The 16,113-nt window shown below is 52.1% G+C and carries 14 protein-coding genes; all 14 read right to left on the bottom strand.

All coding sequences use genetic code 11. From position 1 onward, the window contains the following. Positions 1 to 100: 100 nt before the first annotated feature. The 14 genes from ftsZ to EDM58_RS08785 all read right to left on the bottom strand — a co-directional run bounded on the left by ftsZ (position 101) and on the right by EDM58_RS08785 (position 16,072). Complete coding sequence (ftsZ, locus tag EDM58_RS08850) at positions 101 to 1,258, bottom strand: cell division protein FtsZ (protein WP_122913004.1); 1,158 nt, start codon at positions 1,256 to 1,258, stop codon at positions 101 to 103. A 93-nt stretch (positions 1,259 to 1,351) separates the two neighbouring features. After that, positions 1,352 to 2,608 carry a cell division protein FtsA gene (gene ftsA / locus EDM58_RS08845; protein WP_122913003.1) on the bottom strand — a complete coding sequence of 419 codons (1,257 nt, stop codon included), beginning with the start codon at positions 2,606 to 2,608 and terminating at the stop codon, positions 1,352 to 1,354. Between the two features lie 140 nt (positions 2,609 to 2,748). Continuing rightward, positions 2,749 to 3,096 carry a small basic family protein gene (locus EDM58_RS08840; protein ID WP_023557411.1) on the bottom strand — a complete coding sequence of 116 codons (348 nt, stop codon included), beginning with the start codon at positions 3,094 to 3,096 and terminating at the stop codon, positions 2,749 to 2,751. A gap of 2 nt (positions 3,097 to 3,098) precedes the next feature. Next, entirely contained in the window at positions 3,099 to 3,842 is a 744-nt protein-coding gene (locus tag EDM58_RS08835; RefSeq protein WP_122913002.1) for a DUF881 domain-containing protein, read from the bottom strand. Between the two features lie 19 nt (positions 3,843 to 3,861). Beyond that, the gene (locus EDM58_RS08830) at positions 3,862 to 4,572 is read right to left on the bottom strand and encodes a DUF881 domain-containing protein (protein WP_122913001.1); all 711 of its coding nucleotides are present in this window, start codon (positions 4,570 to 4,572) and stop codon (positions 3,862 to 3,864) included. 24 nt (positions 4,573 to 4,596) lie between these two features. Further along, on the bottom strand, positions 4,597 to 5,391 hold the full coding sequence (locus EDM58_RS08825; RefSeq protein ID WP_122913000.1) for a cell division protein FtsQ/DivIB: 795 nt from the start codon (positions 5,389 to 5,391) through the stop codon (positions 4,597 to 4,599). 138 nt (positions 5,392 to 5,529) lie between these two features. Further along, positions 5,530 to 6,786: a UDP-N-acetylglucosamine 1-carboxyvinyltransferase gene (gene murA / locus EDM58_RS08820; RefSeq protein ID WP_122912999.1), complete on the bottom strand. Its 1,257-nt coding sequence runs from the start codon at positions 6,784 to 6,786 to the stop codon at positions 5,530 to 5,532. Positions 6,787 to 6,801: 15 nt separating this feature from the next. Continuing rightward, positions 6,802 to 7,707: a UDP-N-acetylmuramate dehydrogenase gene (gene murB, locus EDM58_RS08815; protein WP_122912998.1), complete on the bottom strand. Its 906-nt coding sequence runs from the start codon at positions 7,705 to 7,707 to the stop codon at positions 6,802 to 6,804. Between the two features lie 101 nt (positions 7,708 to 7,808). After that, positions 7,809 to 8,912 (bottom strand): undecaprenyldiphospho-muramoylpentapeptide beta-N-acetylglucosaminyltransferase, encoded by a 1,104-nt coding sequence (gene murG / locus EDM58_RS08810; RefSeq protein ID WP_122912997.1) that lies wholly within the window; start codon positions 8,910 to 8,912, stop codon positions 7,809 to 7,811. Between the two features lie 84 nt (positions 8,913 to 8,996). Next, positions 8,997 to 10,085 (bottom strand): stage V sporulation protein E, encoded by a 1,089-nt coding sequence (gene spoVE / locus EDM58_RS08805; protein WP_122912996.1) that lies wholly within the window; start codon positions 10,083 to 10,085, stop codon positions 8,997 to 8,999. 70 nt (positions 10,086 to 10,155) lie between these two features. Then, a complete protein-coding gene (gene murD, locus EDM58_RS08800; RefSeq protein ID WP_122912995.1) occupies positions 10,156 to 11,520 on the bottom strand; it encodes a UDP-N-acetylmuramoyl-L-alanine--D-glutamate ligase in 1,365 nt (454 codons plus the stop codon). Then, entirely contained in the window at positions 11,517 to 12,488 is a 972-nt protein-coding gene (mraY, locus tag EDM58_RS08795; RefSeq protein WP_023557420.1) for a phospho-N-acetylmuramoyl-pentapeptide-transferase, read from the bottom strand. The genes murD and mraY overlap by 4 nt, the downstream gene beginning before the upstream one ends. Before the next feature lie 44 nt (positions 12,489 to 12,532). Beyond that, complete coding sequence (locus tag EDM58_RS08790) at positions 12,533 to 14,026, bottom strand: UDP-N-acetylmuramoyl-L-alanyl-D-glutamate--2,6-diaminopimelate ligase (RefSeq protein ID WP_122912994.1); 1,494 nt, start codon at positions 14,024 to 14,026, stop codon at positions 12,533 to 12,535. Between the two features lie 126 nt (positions 14,027 to 14,152). Continuing rightward, positions 14,153 to 16,072, bottom strand: coding sequence for a stage V sporulation protein D (locus tag EDM58_RS08785; RefSeq protein WP_122912993.1), 1,920 nt, complete (start codon positions 16,070 to 16,072; stop codon positions 14,153 to 14,155). Between the last annotated feature and the right edge of the window lie 41 nt (positions 16,073 to 16,113).

Here is a 16,113-nt window from a genome sequence, read left to right as displayed (position 1 = left end):
GCCATAATAAACAGACACCTTAGTGAAAATTGCTTTTTATCAACAAAAAAACCTTGCCTCTTTTAACAGAGACAAGGTTTTAGCATGTGATCACTTATTTTTACTTTTTATTCCGGCGGCGATTGCGCAGGAAAGCCGGAATATCCAGGTTGTCCAGATTGCTCATCGTGAAGAAGGATTTTTCTTCTTCTTCTTCAGTGGCGCTGTTGGACCGATTGGAGCTCGGGGCTTGCGAAATCGGAGTTGGACGATTCGGTGTAGCCGCCGGCTGTTGCGGACGGCGGACTGCCGCCGACTGCCGTTGATTCTCTTCAAAACCGGTTGCAATAACAGTCACAACCAGCTCATTTTTCAGATTTTCGTTGATGACCGCACCGAAAATCATATTTACATCCGGATCGGCTGCAGAAGAGACGATATCAGCAGCTTCATTCACTTCGTACAGGCTCAGGTTGGTTCCGCCGGTAATATTCATCAGAACTCCGCGAGCGCCGTCGATAGATGTTTCAAGCAACGGGCTGGAGATCGCACGACGTGCCGCTTCTGCCGCACGGTTCTCGCCACTGCCCAGACCAATCCCCATCAAGGCAGAGCCACGTTCTGTCATGATGGTCTTGACGTCAGCAAAGTCGAGGTTGATCAATCCAGGAACGGCAATCAAATCCGAGATGCCCTGCACACCCTGGCGCAGGATGTTGTCTGCTGCACGGAATGCTTCGAGCATCGGTGTATTTTTGTCAACAATTTCCAACAGCCGGTCATTCGGAATCACGATCAGCGTATCTACTTTTTCTTTCAAAGCGGCGATTCCCAATTCACCCTGGTTGAAACGCTTGCGACCCTCGAAAGAGAACGGACGTGTCACGACACCGACCGTAAGAGCTCCCAGCTCCTTGGCAATTTCCGCGACGACTGGTGCAGCACCCGTACCGGTTCCACCGCCCATGCCAGCTGTGACAAATACCATGTCAGCGCCTCGCAAAGCATTTTCGATCAATTCACGGCTTTCCTCAGCCGCTTTCTTTCCGATTTCCGGATTGGCGCCTGCCCCAAGACCGCGTGTCAGTTTTTCTCCGATTTGGAGCTTGATGTCCGCGCTGGAAAGCTGGAGGGCTTGAGCATCGGTATTCAGCGTGATAAATTCCACGCCTTTCAGACCGCCTTCAATCATTCGGTTGACGGCGTTGCTTCCGCCACCACCACAACCAATTACCTTAATCTGCGCAAAGGATTCCATGTCCATATCAAATTCCAGCATATTGCTAGTCCTCCCCAATTCAACATAAGAAAACCTCGATGTGAGGCATATTCAAGGATGAGCGACCGCGTCTAGCGGCGGGTATTCTTGCTGTTAAATAAACTCACTAAACCAGTTTTTTACCTTTTCCATTAAACCGCCGTTGCTGTCTCTTGACTTCGTGACGGTTTGCTTTTTCTGGGTGCCCTTGAATGAGGGGGTGACGCTTATGCTGCGGCGCTCCATCAACTGCAAGGCATATTGAATCAGGCCTACTCCAGTGGTGTAGGCAGGGTCGCGAACTCCAATGTAGTCTGGTATCGCGATACGAACAGGAGCATCCAGTTCTTCCTTTGCCAACTCCAACATTCCAGGCATTGCGACGGTACCCCCGGTGAGCACATACCCTCCGGCAATTTCGTCGCGATACCCCAATTTGTAGACAGCTTCCTCTACGAGTTGGAATATTTCGGCTGCACGAGGCTCAATTATATTGGCCAAATCTACTTGTGTAAACTGCTTTTCCACTTCACTACCAATACGGTTGACCTTGAATTTGACATCCTCGGATGCTTCATCGATCAAGGCACAACCATTCTTCGTCTTCACCCGGTCCGCAACTTCCGTATGTGTACGTAATCCCAGTGCGATATCGCTAGTAATATGATCGCCGCCAATTCCGATCACAGTAGTGGCAGCCAGCTTACCCTGCTCGAAGACACCGATCGTGGTAGACCCAGCACCAATATCTACAAGGACGACACCCATGTTCTTGTCATCCTTGGAAAGAGCGACTGTGCTAGCAGCCAATGGTTGTAGAAAAATACCAGCAACGCGCAGATTGGTGCGTTGCGCGCAACGCACGATGTTATGTACAACCGTTTTGGATCCGGTTACAATGGTTCCTTCCATCTCCAACCGTACCCCGATCATCCCGCGTGGGTCTTTTATACTCCCTTGCCCGTCGACAATATACTCCTTTGGTACTACTTCGATAATCTCCCGATCTGGTGGGATTGCGACTACCTTCGCAGCCTGAATGACGCGTTGGATGTCTTCTTCCCGTATCTCACGGTCCTCGCTTGATACAGCGACAACCCCTTGTGTTTCATGCAGCTCGATATGATTTCCGGTGATTCCTACATATACTTCTTCGATCGAAACGCCAACCATGCGCTCTGCATGGTCGACAGCTTCCCGGATGGCATGCACGGTTTGGTCAATGTCGACGATAACACCCTTCTTAATCCCTTCCGAATGCGACTGGCCGACACCGATGATGTTGATGGAACCGTTGTTGACTTCGCCGATCATAACGCGAACTTTGGAAGTCCCAATATCTAGGCTGACGATGAGTTCATTGCTTACCAAACCTGTGACACCTCCCCTGCTACGTCTTCTGTCTTGTAATCATGAGAACACCTGCATATTTTATTCCACACAGGACTACCATTCCCTTTTTTTCATCTTGAATTTTTGTAAAAATATGACCTTCTTCCCAGTTACTCGTCCTACTCTTCCTGATTGATCCACCGAGATAGAACTATTCTCCTGATAACCGCCAAGTTGTTAAACAAGCGAACGCCAAAGGCGACGATGGCAGCCAGGTACAGATCGATGCCCAAGAAACCTCCGATAAAGGCAAGACCTGCTGCGAACAGTGTATTGAAGAAAAACCCGGACAAGAAGATACGCACATTGAACGTGCGTTCCAGGAATGAACGAATTCCCCCAAAGATTGTATCTAATCCTGCCAACAAAGCGATGGAAAGATAGCTACTATACTCCTGAGGCACACGCCAATCCAGCAAAAAGCCGACGACGAGACCGACGATCAGTCCGATAAGCGGGAGCCACATGGTTACGAATCTCCTTTTTCTTTCACCGTTTTCATGAAGCGAATGCGACGTTCTTCTGTGTTGGCTGGAATCATCAGATTGTCCTGCTTCTCGGCAATTACATGTTTATTGGAAAGCTGAAAGTACTCCTCCACACCTTCCAGCTTCAAAGCTGACAATAGAACTTCGGGTTCTCCCAATGCTTTCAGCTCATAAGGGGGTTGAACCGTTCTTGTGTCGATCTGAATCACATCCCCTACATTGCGAATGGCTGTCGTGGCAATCAAGCGATGTCCATTGATGGAGACGGCTTGCGCACCGTTCGCAAAAAGGATGTTCACCAGCCATCGCAAATCCTCGTCATCGATTGTATACCCGCCGATCACTGGCACTGGCACATGCTCGTCCATGACATGCTCATCGTATACCTGATCCACGATATTGAGGATAATCCCAGGTCCTTCTACCGCAACCATTCCACCCATTTTCCGATTGCGCGCCAGCTCTTCCTTCATGACAGAGAGGCTCTCATCCTCACTCAGTGCAGTTTCGTACTGGTAGTACAACTGATTGTATTTGGAGATGTCGGCTAGCAGGTTTTTATGTTTTTCCAGCTCTTTTTGCAGCGAGGCCCGAAGCTCTGCGATACTTCTGGATTCCTTGTGCACCGGGTCCAAACTGCTGCGCAATTGAACGGTTAACATCACACCTATGATAGCACTAATAATAGCAAGAATAAACGTGATTTTACGGCTTTTTTGCAACATGGTTAAACGCATCCTTCAACTAGGAGTGTTTGGATTTGGCATCCCCTACGAAAGCTGGCAACTGAATAGAGTTTTGCTTGGCAACATCGATTTGTACGAAATCCTGCAAGGTTTGTAATACTCCTCCCGGCAGGTTCAAGGCTCCCTCCAATGTTTCCGGATCTCCGATTGCCGACACTACGAATGGAGCGGCGGATTTGACCCCATTTACAATAATCGTCGGTCCGATGCAGCGAATGGAAGAGTTGCTCACCAGGCGCTGTCCGTTGATGCTGATTGCTTCCGCTCCGGCGAGACGCAGCTCGTTGACGACAAGACGCACATCATGTTCATGCACGATATAGTTGGTAATATCCGGACTGGACGCCGCGTGTTGCGAATCCTGCATGGTTACGACTATGCCTGGTCCTTCTACCGCAACGACGCCAGCCTGCATCCGCGCCGCTTCCAGCTGGCTGAGAATCTCCGCGGCTTCTGCTTTGCGAGTCGCCATCGCTTCCTCGACCTTCCCGACCTGACGCTGCAAATCGAGCAATTGATTTTCAAGATGCCGGTTCTGCTCCTTTTCCGCCAGAATCCGCTCGTTCAATTGGGTTTCCTGTTGGAACAGCTGATCGTTCATCCGTTCTTTCCGCATCAACTTGGTTGTCTCGATCGAGGTCGCCACCAGAAAGCCGGTACAAAACGTCACGATGGTCAAATACACATGAAACTTGTTGCGACGATTCATTTTCTGCTTTCCCCTTTTGCTAGTTTACTGCGGATTTTGGGCTTGTCCCCCGTGGTCAGGCAACGGAACAGCAGCTTCCCCCTTCCCGTATGGGACAAACCAAGGCTGCTCAAAGAGCGACAGCACACCCTTCGAATCGCTTGGCAACTCCTTCACGATCGCCGGATACCAATTCATCATCTTGTCCAGCTTGTAGACGACGCTGCGCACCTCATTGCCGTCTCGCATAAAAAGACGCACACGTTGTTTATCATACACGGTTGGAGTCAGCGCGATATCGGAAATTTCACCCAATACCGCTGGTGAAAGCTTGGATAGCGTTTTGGCCAAATTCGGAAGCAGCTCTGGCGCGGACCAGGAGCTGATCAAGGGCCTGTCCACCACCCGCTTGGAAAAATCCACCTGTTTGAGGACATAGCCATTCTCGAGGAGCGGGTAGCGTGTTCCATCCTGTCCGTTCCAAAATGCGACGCGTTTTAATTCGGTGACATGCAGCTGAATGACGCCCGGGAACTGCCGAGTCAAGGCAACGTCCTTGATTCCTTCAAGCGGCTTCAGATTGCTTCTCACGCTTCCCTCCCAGACATTGAGGAATTGCATATCTAGGGTTAAGCCAGACTTGGCGACAATTTCTTCCGCTGTGTAGATGTCATTTCCGAACACCTGAATTTCCTGCACCTTGCTGTATGGAGAACGAATAAATACAATGATGAGAACTGTAAGAAAAAAAAGCACGAGTAGTACAATCAGCTTGCGGTTTCCCCTTCGGCGGGGACGTTGTTGCTTGACTTGGGGAATGCGTTCCTCGAATGCCGCCATCGTCCTAACCATCCTCGCTCATGCTAGGCGTGAGATGCCTGCAATTTCCCATCGTCCCTCACTTGAGAGATGGAATTTTTTGTAAATCTAAAAAAACAGGGAAAGCGGCATAGCAGTATGCCGCTGATCATTCCCTTCCTATATCGACACCCGTGTAATATCGGCACCAAGCTGGTGCAACTGTTGCTCTAGCCGCTCATACCCCCGGTCGATATGATGGATCTGGTTCACCGTAGTGACCCCTTCAGCAGTCAGCCCTGCTAAAACCAGTGCTGCTCCTGCCCGCAGATCTGTCGCTTCCACACTCGTCGCTGTCAATTTATTGGTGCCCCGTATGATGGCAGAGCCCAGATCTACGTATATGGATGCGCCCATTCGCGCCAATTCATTCACATGTTTAAATCTTCCCTCAAATATCGTCTCTTTGATGACGCTCGTTCCTCTCGCTTGTGCCAGGAAAACCATTAATTGCGCCTGCAGGTCAGTAGGGAAGCCCGGGTATGGAGAAGTAATGATCCGGTCGTAAGCGCGAGGACGTGAGGTGCATTTGATTTCCATTATATCATGGCGGGTTTTGATTTCAACACCGCAGCTACGTGCAACCTCAATCAATGCCGTCAGATGCTCCGGTATGGTGTTGGTCAACTCAATATGCCCCTGTGCGACTCCGACGGCCAGAAGGAAGGTACCAGTGACGATTCTGTCGGGAATAATCCGATAGCTGACGGAACGCAGCCGGGGAACACCGTTGATTTCAATCGTGTCAGTGCCTGCGCCCCGGATGCGGGCTCCCATCGCGTTGAGGAAATTCTGCAAATCCACAATTTCCGGTTCTCTGGCTGCATTGCAGATGCGCGTCGTTCCTTTGGCCAGGACCGCTGCCATCATGATGTTTTCGGTGGCACCCACGCTTGGAAAGGAGAGAAAAATATTGGTGCCGCGAAGCTGCTTCGCCCGAAATGTGATGTAGCCTTCCGATTCTTCGATTTTCGCTCCCAGAGCAGTCAAGCCTGCCAGATGCAGATCGATGCGTCTCTCTCCAATATCACATCCGCCAGGCCGGGAGATCGTGACCTCTCCCAGACGTGCCAGCAAAGGTCCCGCCAGGAATATGGATGACCGCATCTGCCCCATCAAATCATCCGGGATCATCGGCAACGAGACAGACGTCGTGTCCAGATCGACACATCCGTCGTCAAGCCTGGTTTTGGCACCCAAGGCTGTGAGGATCTCCAGCATGACTTCAATGTCTCGCAGATGGGGAACGTCATAGATATAGAATTGCCCTTCCGCCAATACAGCCGCAGCCAGAATCGGAAGAGCAGCGTTCTTAGCTCCTTGGATCCGAAGCGAACCGGACAGAGGTCTTCCGCCTTCGATCGCAAAAGTCTCCAAACTTTCACCTCCGTGTTACCCCTCGCCCACCACCAGTACTTCTGGGTGCATGTCGATCCCGTTTTTATCCCGGATCGTGTCCTGAATGTGTTTGATCAAGGTGAGGACGTCGGCTGCCGTTGCTCCTCCGCGGTTGACGATAAAGTTGGCATGTATCTCCGAAACTTGAGCTCCTCCGTATCGGTATCCCTTTAATCCCGCTGCCTCAATCAATCTCCCGGCGTGATCACCCGGGGGGTTGCGGAATACGCTGCCGGCACAGGGCATCTGCAAAGGCTGTGTCTGACGCCGCCGCTCCTTGTTTGCTGCGAGTGTGGCCGCGATTTCCTTGCGATCACCCTGCTGCAAGCGGAAGCGAGCCTCCACGACAATCCCTTTTTGCTGCTGCAACAAAGACGTCCGATAGCTGAAGTTCAATTCCTCGTTGGTCAACACTTTCATATCGCCACTCTCGAAGAGGATCTCGGCATCAATGAGAATACGTGAAAGATCCGATCCGTGCGCCCCAGCATTCATGTAGACAGCGCCGCCTACCGTACCAGGAATGCCTCCCGCGAATTCCATACCTGTTAATCCCATTTTCCCTGTTTCCATCGCCAGGCGGATCATGGAATATCCGGCACCCACACACACCTCTTCGCCCCTGAATTCGCAGTGACTCAAGCCCTCAGTCACCTTGAGCACGGCTCCGCGTATCCCTCTGTCCCTCACCAGAAGGTTGGAACCGCGCCCGATTACACTCCAAGGAATATCATGGCGATGGAGAATTTGTAAGGCTGTCCTCAAGGATTCCTTATCCTTGGGTTGGATTAACAAATCAGCAGGACCCCCGATCCGCCATGTCGTATGATTGGCGAGAGGTTCATCAGTCCACACTTTCTCGATCCCTGCTTGCTTTAACTCATCTGCAATTTGTTTCATTTGTGAACCTCCTGATACTATCTAGGTCGGATACAGCTCTTATCACGTGTTTGCTCCATACTATGCGAACGCCCAGATCGGCGTGACAATCGCCCATCCGTTCATTTTTTGCTGGCAATTTCTCGCAGCTGCCGCACAATCTCGGCCGCAGCATCCGGCATCCCCAGGGAGAGCGAGCCCTTGCGCATTTTTTCCCACTCGTTCGGGTCATCGAGCAGCTCAGACAGGACAGATACCAGCCGTTCTCCTGTCAATTCCCGCTCCACGATTACGCGAGCTGCATGTGCCCGCTCCAGACCGCGAGCATTTTTTTCCTGATGATTATTCGTGACATAAGGAGACGGAATCAATATCGCCGGTACGCCCAACGCCGTGATTTCAGCCAGTGTAGACGCCCCTGCCCGCCCGACGAGCACGTGGGTAGCGGCTAAAAGATCCGGCATATTATGGACGAATGGAAGGACCGTAATGTTTTCCGGCAAGGGAGTTTTTTTCTTCAGCTCATCCGAAATTGTCTGGTAATGGACCTCACCGGTGACGTATACGACGTGCGTGCGCTCCAGCGCTCCCAGCTGCGGGATGACGGACAGGACCGCCTCGTTGATCGCCCGGGCACCGCGGCTTCCCCCGATGATCAGCACGATTCGCTTGTCCGCATCTATCCCCAAAAAGTCCCGCCCCGCCTGTTTGTTGCCATGCTTGACTTCAGTCGCGCGAGGATTGCCTGTCAACACCGTTTTGGAGGCAGGAAACAAGGACAGCGATTCTTCAAAACAAACCGCCACTGTGCTGACCGAGCGTGCCAGAAACTTGTTCGTCAAGCCGGGGACGACATTTTGTTCATGGATCATGGTCGGTATTCCCAGCTTCGCTGCCGCATACACGACAGGTCCGCAAACATATCCGCCTGTACCGATCACGACATCCGGTTTGAATTCTCGCAGCATATGTTTCGAATCTTGGACAGCACGCCAAAATTTCCACAACGTCTTCACGTTTTCGAGAGTCAGTTTCCGTTTCAAGCCGCTGATTTCGACGGACTGAAACGGAATTCCCTCGCGTGGAACCAGATTCGCCTCCAAGCCGTTTTTACTGCCAATATACAAAAAGGCAGCTTGCGGCATCTGGCGAGAGATTTCTCTCGCTACCGCAAGCGCCGGATAAATATGTCCACCTGTACCTCCGCCTGTCAATACGACACGCATTCCAGTCACACCCTTTTTTACCTGTATCGGACACTTACGCCGCTTTCATTACATGCGTCCCATCCATACAGGATGAATCTTTCTCTACCTCGAAAAGCGGGAAATGTTCAAGAGCACACCCACGCCTGTAAGTATCAGCGTCAAGGACGAGCCGCCGTAGCTTAAAAACGGAAGCGTAATTCCCGTCACCGGAAACATCCCCGTAACAACGCCGATATTGATAATCACTTGTATCGCAATCATGCCAATAATCCCGAGCGCCAGCAGGCTGCCGAACAGATCCGGAGCCGTGATCGCCGTGCGCATCCCTCTCCACAGAAGCAGAAGGAACAAGAGCAGGACTAGTGTGCCTCCGATGAAGCCCAGTTCCTCCGCAATAATGGAAAAGATGAAGTCATTGTACGGCTCCGGCAAATACAAATGCTTTTGTCTGCTTTGTCCCAATCCCAGGCCCAAAAGGCCGCCGGGGCCGATCGCATAGAGGGATTGGATGATTTGATAGCCCGCTCCGAGCGGGTCCGTCCAGGGATCGATAAAAGACGTGATCCGCTTGATTCGATACGGTGCGGAGATGACCAGAGCGACGAAGCCGGCGACTCCGATCATGCCCAGACCGACAAAGTGGCTGATCCGCGCTCCGGAAGCAAAAATCATCACGATGGCAGTCCCCATCAGTACAGTCCCGGTTCCCAAATCAGGCTGGAGCATGATCAGGCCAAAGCACGCCAGGGGAATCCCCAAGGCGGGAGCCAGCCCCTTGCGAAACAGGACAATTTGCTTCTGGTTGTCGGAGAGCCATTTTGCCAGAAAAGCGACAACGCCCAGCTTGGCGAATTCTCCCGGCTGAATGCCGAACGCGCCGATTCCAAGCCAGCTTTTGGAGCCGTTTACTTCAATCCCGATGATGAGAACCAGCACCAGAAGCCCAAGACTCAGGAAAAAGCCCGCTTTGGCCCATTTCTTCCACACCCAGTAATCAATATTCATCGTGATGTACATGGATGTGATGCCGAGGATGGCAAAAATCAATTGCCGCTTGGCGAAGAAATAGGGATCATTGAACTTTTGCGCTACGATGGCACTCGCGCTGTATACCATCACGATGCCAATTCCTAATAAAAAAAGTGTTGCAAAAATAATTACGAAGTCGGGAGCAGAGCGAACCTTGCTCATGGGGGCAGGTCATCCTTTCTCATGCGTCCCGGACTTGGCTGTAGCTGAATCTCTTCGATGCTGCGGGACGTTATGCTAGGCTTGTTTTAAGTCTATGCACCCCGTCCTTAAACATGCTCCCCCTGACCTCAAACGAAGGAAACATGTCCCAGCTCGCACACGCTGGGCTGAGCAAAACGACGTCACCCGATGCGGCCAACTGCGAAGCTGTCAGAACGGCTTTTTCCACAGTATCGACATGGACTCGCTCTTTAATCCCTGCTTCCTTGGCTCGCTGCAGCAAGATCTCGGCAGTTTGGCCCAAAGCCACGACTGCCTTCACCCGCCCCTGGATCACCGGGATCAGCTCCTTGAAGTCAACCCCTCTGTCCAAGCCGCCGCAGATCCAGACTACCGGCTCCGTACACGCCTGCAATGCGCGGGATGCGGCTTCCGGATTCGTCGCCTTGGAATCATTATAGTATTTGACACCATCGATGGTGGTTACGTATTCCATGCGATGCTCGACGCCTGGGAAAGTCGTCAGCACCTGCGCGATTGACTGCTTGTCCGCACCCGCCAGAAGCGCTACGAGTATCGCTGCCAAAGCATTGTCCACATGCGGGACCGTGATCGAATCAAGAGCGATGATCTCCTCTTGGTTCCCTTCTCCGTCCGCGTAGACGATCATGCCGTCCCGTACAAAAGCACCGCGCTCTACCGGCTGCTGCTTGCTGAAAAAGTACTTGCTCGCCTTCAGCGCTTCAAAGTGCGGCCGAAGCTCCGTCTGATCGTACGGCAGAATCGCGATATCGTCCTTCGTCTGGTTGGCAAACATCCGCAGCTTGGCCTCCAGGTACGCTTCCAGCGAGTGATGATAATCGAGGTGAGCAGGGTACAAATTCATCATGACGCCGATACGCGGCCGAAAACTGGATGTACCCGCCAATTGAAAGCTGCTCAACTCGGCTACCAGCCATTGCTCTGGTGTCGCGGTCTGTGCAAGCCCGCACAGTACTGTTCCGATGTTGCCTCCGACCAGAGCATCAACCCCCGCCTGCTGCAGGATCAGCCCTACGAGCGTCGTCGTGGTGGTCTTCCCATTGGAGCCGGTGATCCCGATAATGGGAGCCTGCGAGATCTGGTAGGCAAGCTCTACTTCGGTAATGATCGGGATCCCCAGTCCCATTGCCTGCGCCACTGGAGCAGCTTCATACGGGATACCCGGATTCTTGACAACCAAAGAGACCCCGTCATGGATCAAATCATGAGGGTGGTAGCCGCAGATGACCGGAATTCCCAAGGCCTCCAGCTCTTCTGCCCCTGCTGCTTCCTCGCGCGGCTTTTGATCGTTTACCACAACATGAGCACCAAAGCGGTGCAACAGTTTTGCCACTGCTACACCGCTTTTGGCCATTCCTAATACCACAATATGCCGATCCCGGTAGTCCATCATTTTATCGTCACCACCTCAAGATATACGCCCAAGCCGGCAAAGAACATTCCCACCAGCCAGAACGTCACCACCACGCGCCACTCCGACCAACCTGTCAGTTCAAAATGGTGATGGAGCGGGCTCATGCGAAAAATCCGTTTCCCTCTCGTCTTAAAGGAGATTACCTGCAGGATGACAGACAGCGTCTCGACGACGAATACGCCGCCGATGATTGCGAGCAACAGCTCTGTCTTGGTCATGATGGCAATCCCCGCCAAAGCTCCTCCCAACGCGAGTGAGCCGGTATCCCCCATGAACACTCTCGCCGGATGGGCATTGAAGACGAGAAATCCGAGGACGCCGCCGACGACAGCCGCGCTGAAAATCGCCGTGTCGTAGTTTTGACCGAACCAGGCGATAATCGCGTAGGCGCCGAAAGCAATGGCTCCCGTACCTGCCAGCAAGCCGTCAAGTCCATCCGTAATATTGACCGCATTGGTCGTCCCCACAAGCAGAAACAACAGGAATGGGAAATAAAAATACCCGAGTTCCAGCTTCCAAGGGGTGCCCGGCAGATGCAGGGAGGTATCATGCCCCATCATGATCAAGAGAATGTAGGCACCGATCGCCAGCAGGATCTGTCCGGCAAATTTTTGCTTTGCAGTTAGTCCGAGATTGTGTTTTCTTCTGATTTTCAAAAAGTCATCCATGAATCCAATCAAACCGTAACCAAGCGTCACCAGCAAAAGAAAGGTTACTTCCATGGAGGAATTTGCAAACTTCAACACAGTAAAAATAAGTGCCAAAAGGATGATGGTACCACCCATTGTGGGAGTTCCAGCTTTCTTTTGATGAGACTGGGGTCCTTCCTCCCGGATCGCCTGCCCAAATTTCAGGCGGCGAAGAAAGGGAATGAATAAGGGACCAATGAGTACGGCGATGAGAAACGCGGCGACGATCGTGACGATGAGTACGTTGTCAGCGAACATGCCCGACCCTCCTTTCTTTCGATGCTATTCAGACGCATCTCTCTCTATTCGTGGTAGTACTGGGCAATGGCTTCCCGCGCCACTTCACGGTCGTCAAACGGCAATACCTGATCCTTGATGATTTGATACGTCTCATGCCCTTTTCCGGCAATCAGGATCACGTCATCCGGCTTCGCCAGCGACACGGCATGGAAAATGGCAGCACGGCGGTCAACCCTGGTGGTATAACGCTCCTGGTCTACATCCGCCACTCCTGCGAGCATGTCGTCCAGTATGGCTTGCGGTTCTTCAGATCGTGGGTTATCAGAGGTTAAGACGCTGTAATCCGCATATTTTGTTGCAATCTTGGCCATAATCGGGCGCTTGCCTGCATCCCGGTCGCCACCGCAGCCCACGATGCACATGATGCGACCCTTGGCAAATTCTTTTACGGTTTGCAAGGCGTTTTCCAGACTGTCAGGCGTATGGGAATAATCCACCAGCACGGCAAAAGGCTGCCCTGCCTCTACGGCTTCAAAGCGGCCGTTGACCCCTGGAATCGACTCCAGGCTGGCTTTGATTTCTTCCAGCGGTATGCCCTCTGCCAAGGTAGCAGCCATCGCCGCCAATGCATTGTACACGTTGAATTTTCCCATCAGCTTGAGCTGCAGCTCGATCGTGCCTGCGAAAGTGGTTGCGACAAACGACGTTCCTTTGCTCGTGATTTTAATCTCGCTTGCGGCCACATCCGCTGCTTGGTCGATGCCATACGTAATGACCCGGGCAGGAGTAACCGTCGCAAAAAATTGGGAAGCCTCGTCATCTGCATTCAGCACGGCGGTTTTCATGCGATCCCACTGGTAGTGATTGCCAAGCTGGGCGAACAGCAGGGATTTGGCGAAGCGATAATTCTCCATGGTTTTGTGGTAATCGAGATGATCCTGCGTGAGATTGGTAAAGACAGCGGTATGTACATCACACCCGCGCACTCGTCCTTGTTCCAGCGCATGGGAGGAAACTTCAATGACTGCGTAATCCGTCCCCACATCGCGCATCCGTCGAAAGCTTTTTTGCAAATCAATAACGTCAGGTGTCGTATTTTTCACTTCTTCGCTTACGTCGCCTATCCGCATGTGAATCGTTCCGATCAAACCTGTCTGGTATTGATGGTCGCGCAAAATCTTGTCGATCAGATGCGTCGTCGTGGTTTTGCCGTTCGTCCCGGTCACGCCGATCAATTTCAATTCGCGGGTTGGCGATTCGTAAAAACGGTCAGCCAAAAGAGCCATCGCCCTGCGCGTATCCGATACGGTGATGACCGTCGCTTGGCTTCGGATAACCGCGGGATCAAGCTCTTTTTGGGCGAGGACAGCTGCAGCCCCCAACTCAACAGCCTTGGCGGCATAATCATGTCCATCGACTGTATATCCTGTCAGACAAATGAACAGGAAACCGGGCTTTACCTGGCGCGAATCTGCTGTCAAACCCGTTATTTCTATGCTGTCATCTCCTTGAACCTTTTTGTGCAACAGAGGTGAGAGCAGATCTCGTAACAACATGACAGGCACCCCATTTTCCATTAGTATAGACAGAAATCTAGCGTTTTTTGCAAAGAGCGGAGGTGAGCGCCCGTAGAAAAGCCTACTCTCCTCCGCCTCCAAAAACTCATTTTATAGCTATTTGCTTTATTTGTCACCAAGGTAGATGCGAATTTTTCCCCCGTCTTCAATTTTCACACCTGGAGCCGGAGATTGGGAAATGACGTATTTTCCTTTGCCGGAAACGACCAATGGCAAGGTCTCGTACAGGGTCGCGATATCCTTCAAGGTTTGACCGACCATATCAGGAACTTCGATCGGGGCCCTTTCTCCCAATGCCTTGTTGATCTCTTTGGAAATCCCGTCTTTGCGCGGCTGCACCTGCAAGTGCTGGAGTGACGATTCGATGATGTTTTTGACGCTGGGCGCCGCAATCAGTCCGCCAAAAGCCAGGGCTTTGGGATTGTCTACAGCAAAATAGACGACGATTTGCGGATCATCCGCCGGTGCGAAGCCGATAAAGGACACGATATATTCGCCATCGACGTAGCGGCCGTTCCTTACCTTTTGGGCGGTCCCGGTCTTCCCTCCGACACGGTATCCTTCGATATAGGCCCTTCCGCCTGTCCCTTTCGCCACCACGCTCTCCAGGGCGTACCGCACCTGCTCGGACACCTCGGGCTTGATCACCTGCCGCACCTCTGTTGGCAATGTCCGTCCGATGACATCATGTGTGATGCTGTCTCGCCATTCTTTGGCCACGTAAGGCTTCATCAGCTTGCCTCCGTTGATGGCCGCCGAGACTGCTGCCATCTGCTGAATGGGCGTCACCGATACCCCTTGGCCGAAAGAAGTCGTCCCTAGTTCAACCGGACCTACCCGATCGAGCTTGAAAAGAAGCCCATTCTCTTCGCCAATAAGATCAACACCCGTCTTTTGTCCAAAACCAAATTTCTTGATGTATTCGAACAAGCGTTCTTTTTGCAGTCGTTGTCCCATCGTCACAAAGCCCGGGTTGCAGGAGTTTTCGACGACCTCCAGCATGGTTTCCTGCCCATGCCCCTGCCGCTTCCAGCAGCGCAGCCTTTTTCCCGCCACAGTGATGTAGCCCGGGTCGTAGAAGCCTTCATTGAGCTTGACCACGCCTTCGTTGAGCGCAGCAGCCAAGGTGACGATTTTGAAGGTAGAACCTGGCTCATAGGTCTTCCAGATCGGCAGATTGCGGTTGTAGACCTCTGTATCGTAGTTCTGGTACTGATCCGGATAAAAGGTCGGCCTGCTCCCCATGCCGAGGATCTCTCCGGTCTTGGGGTTCATGGCAATCGCGAGAACGTCGTCCGGTTGATAGGCGACGACCGCCTGATCCAGCTCTCGTTCAATGAATGCCTGGATCGTGCTGTCGATGGTCAAATACATGTCCATTCCATCGATGGGCGCGACATATTCCTCGGAGCCGCCTGGCAAGATACGGCCTTTCGCGTCGGAAGGATAGGCGATGTAGCCTTCCTTTCCTTTCAGAAATGGTTCATAGATTTTCTCCAGGCCCGTCAATCCCTGATTGTCAATCCCTGTAAACCCGAGGATGTGGGCAGCCATCGTACCATTGGGATAAAAGCGTTTGGTATCGCCAGCCAGATAGATCCCAGGCAGGTTCAAATCCTGAATCTTTCGGGCCTTCTCTTCTGAAATTTTGCGGCCTCCCGGAATTTTATCAATGCTCATTGCTCTTTTGGTTATCGCCTTGAAAATGTCCTCTTCTTTTTGTTCCAGAATAACAGCAAGCTGCTTTGCGGTCGATTCAGGGTCCTTGATTTGCACAGGCACAGCAATGACAGTCGGTACGGTGATGTTTGTTACCAGTTCGTTGCCGTTGCGATCCAGAATGCGGCCGCGGTTGGGCTGAAATTTGATATTGCGTTTCAGCAAATCTCCTGCCATCTCTGCCAGTTTTGGACCCTCTATCATTTGTACATACCCCAATCGGGTAATCAATGCCGCATACAGAACAATGCCAACCACCAAAGCGACAAAAATGCGACGGCGTACAGTAGCGTTGGATACTCGCAAACGAGTCCCCCCTCGAATAGGTTGTCTCTTTTCTACCCTAT

The organism is Brevibacillus panacihumi, from assembly GCF_003710985.1.
GTDB classification, from domain to species: Bacteria; Bacillota; Bacilli; order Brevibacillales; family Brevibacillaceae; genus Brevibacillus; species Brevibacillus panacihumi.
This window is presented reverse-complemented; position numbering and strand designations above follow the sequence as displayed.

What these genes read in the sequence shown, in the direction of transcription:
- EDM58_RS08840 (WP_023557411.1), bottom strand. Translation starts at nt 3,096, where the DNA reads ATGTGGCTCCCGCTTATCGGACTGATCGTCGGTCTCGTCGTCGGCTTT.
- murB (WP_122912998.1), bottom strand. Translation starts at nt 7,707, where the DNA reads ATGAAACAAATTGCAGATGAGTTAAAGCAAGCAGGGATCGAGAAAGTG.
- murG (WP_122912997.1), bottom strand. Translation starts at nt 8,912, where the DNA reads ATGCGTGTCGTATTGACAGGCGGAGGTACAGGTGGACATATTTATCCG.
- ftsZ (WP_122913004.1), bottom strand. Translation starts at nt 1,258, where the DNA reads ATGCTGGAATTTGATATGGACATGGAATCCTTTGCGCAGATTAAGGTA.
- spoVE (WP_122912996.1), bottom strand. Translation starts at nt 10,085, where the DNA reads ATGAGCAAGGTTCGCTCTGCTCCCGACTTCGTAATTATTTTTGCAACA.
- EDM58_RS08790 (WP_122912994.1), bottom strand. Translation starts at nt 14,026, where the DNA reads ATGTTGTTACGAGATCTGCTCTCACCTCTGTTGCACAAAAAGGTTCAA.
- EDM58_RS08825 (WP_122913000.1), bottom strand. Translation starts at nt 5,391, where the DNA reads ATGGCGGCATTCGAGGAACGCATTCCCCAAGTCAAGCAACAACGTCCC.
- EDM58_RS08830 (WP_122913001.1), bottom strand. Translation starts at nt 4,572, where the DNA reads ATGAATCGTCGCAACAAGTTTCATGTGTATTTGACCATCGTGACGTTT.
- murD (WP_122912995.1), bottom strand. Translation starts at nt 11,520, where the DNA reads ATGATGGACTACCGGGATCGGCATATTGTGGTATTAGGAATGGCCAAA.
- mraY (WP_023557420.1), bottom strand. Translation starts at nt 12,488, where the DNA reads ATGTTCGCTGACAACGTACTCATCGTCACGATCGTCGCCGCGTTTCTC.
- EDM58_RS08835 (WP_122913002.1), bottom strand. Translation starts at nt 3,842, where the DNA reads ATGTTGCAAAAAAGCCGTAAAATCACGTTTATTCTTGCTATTATTAGT.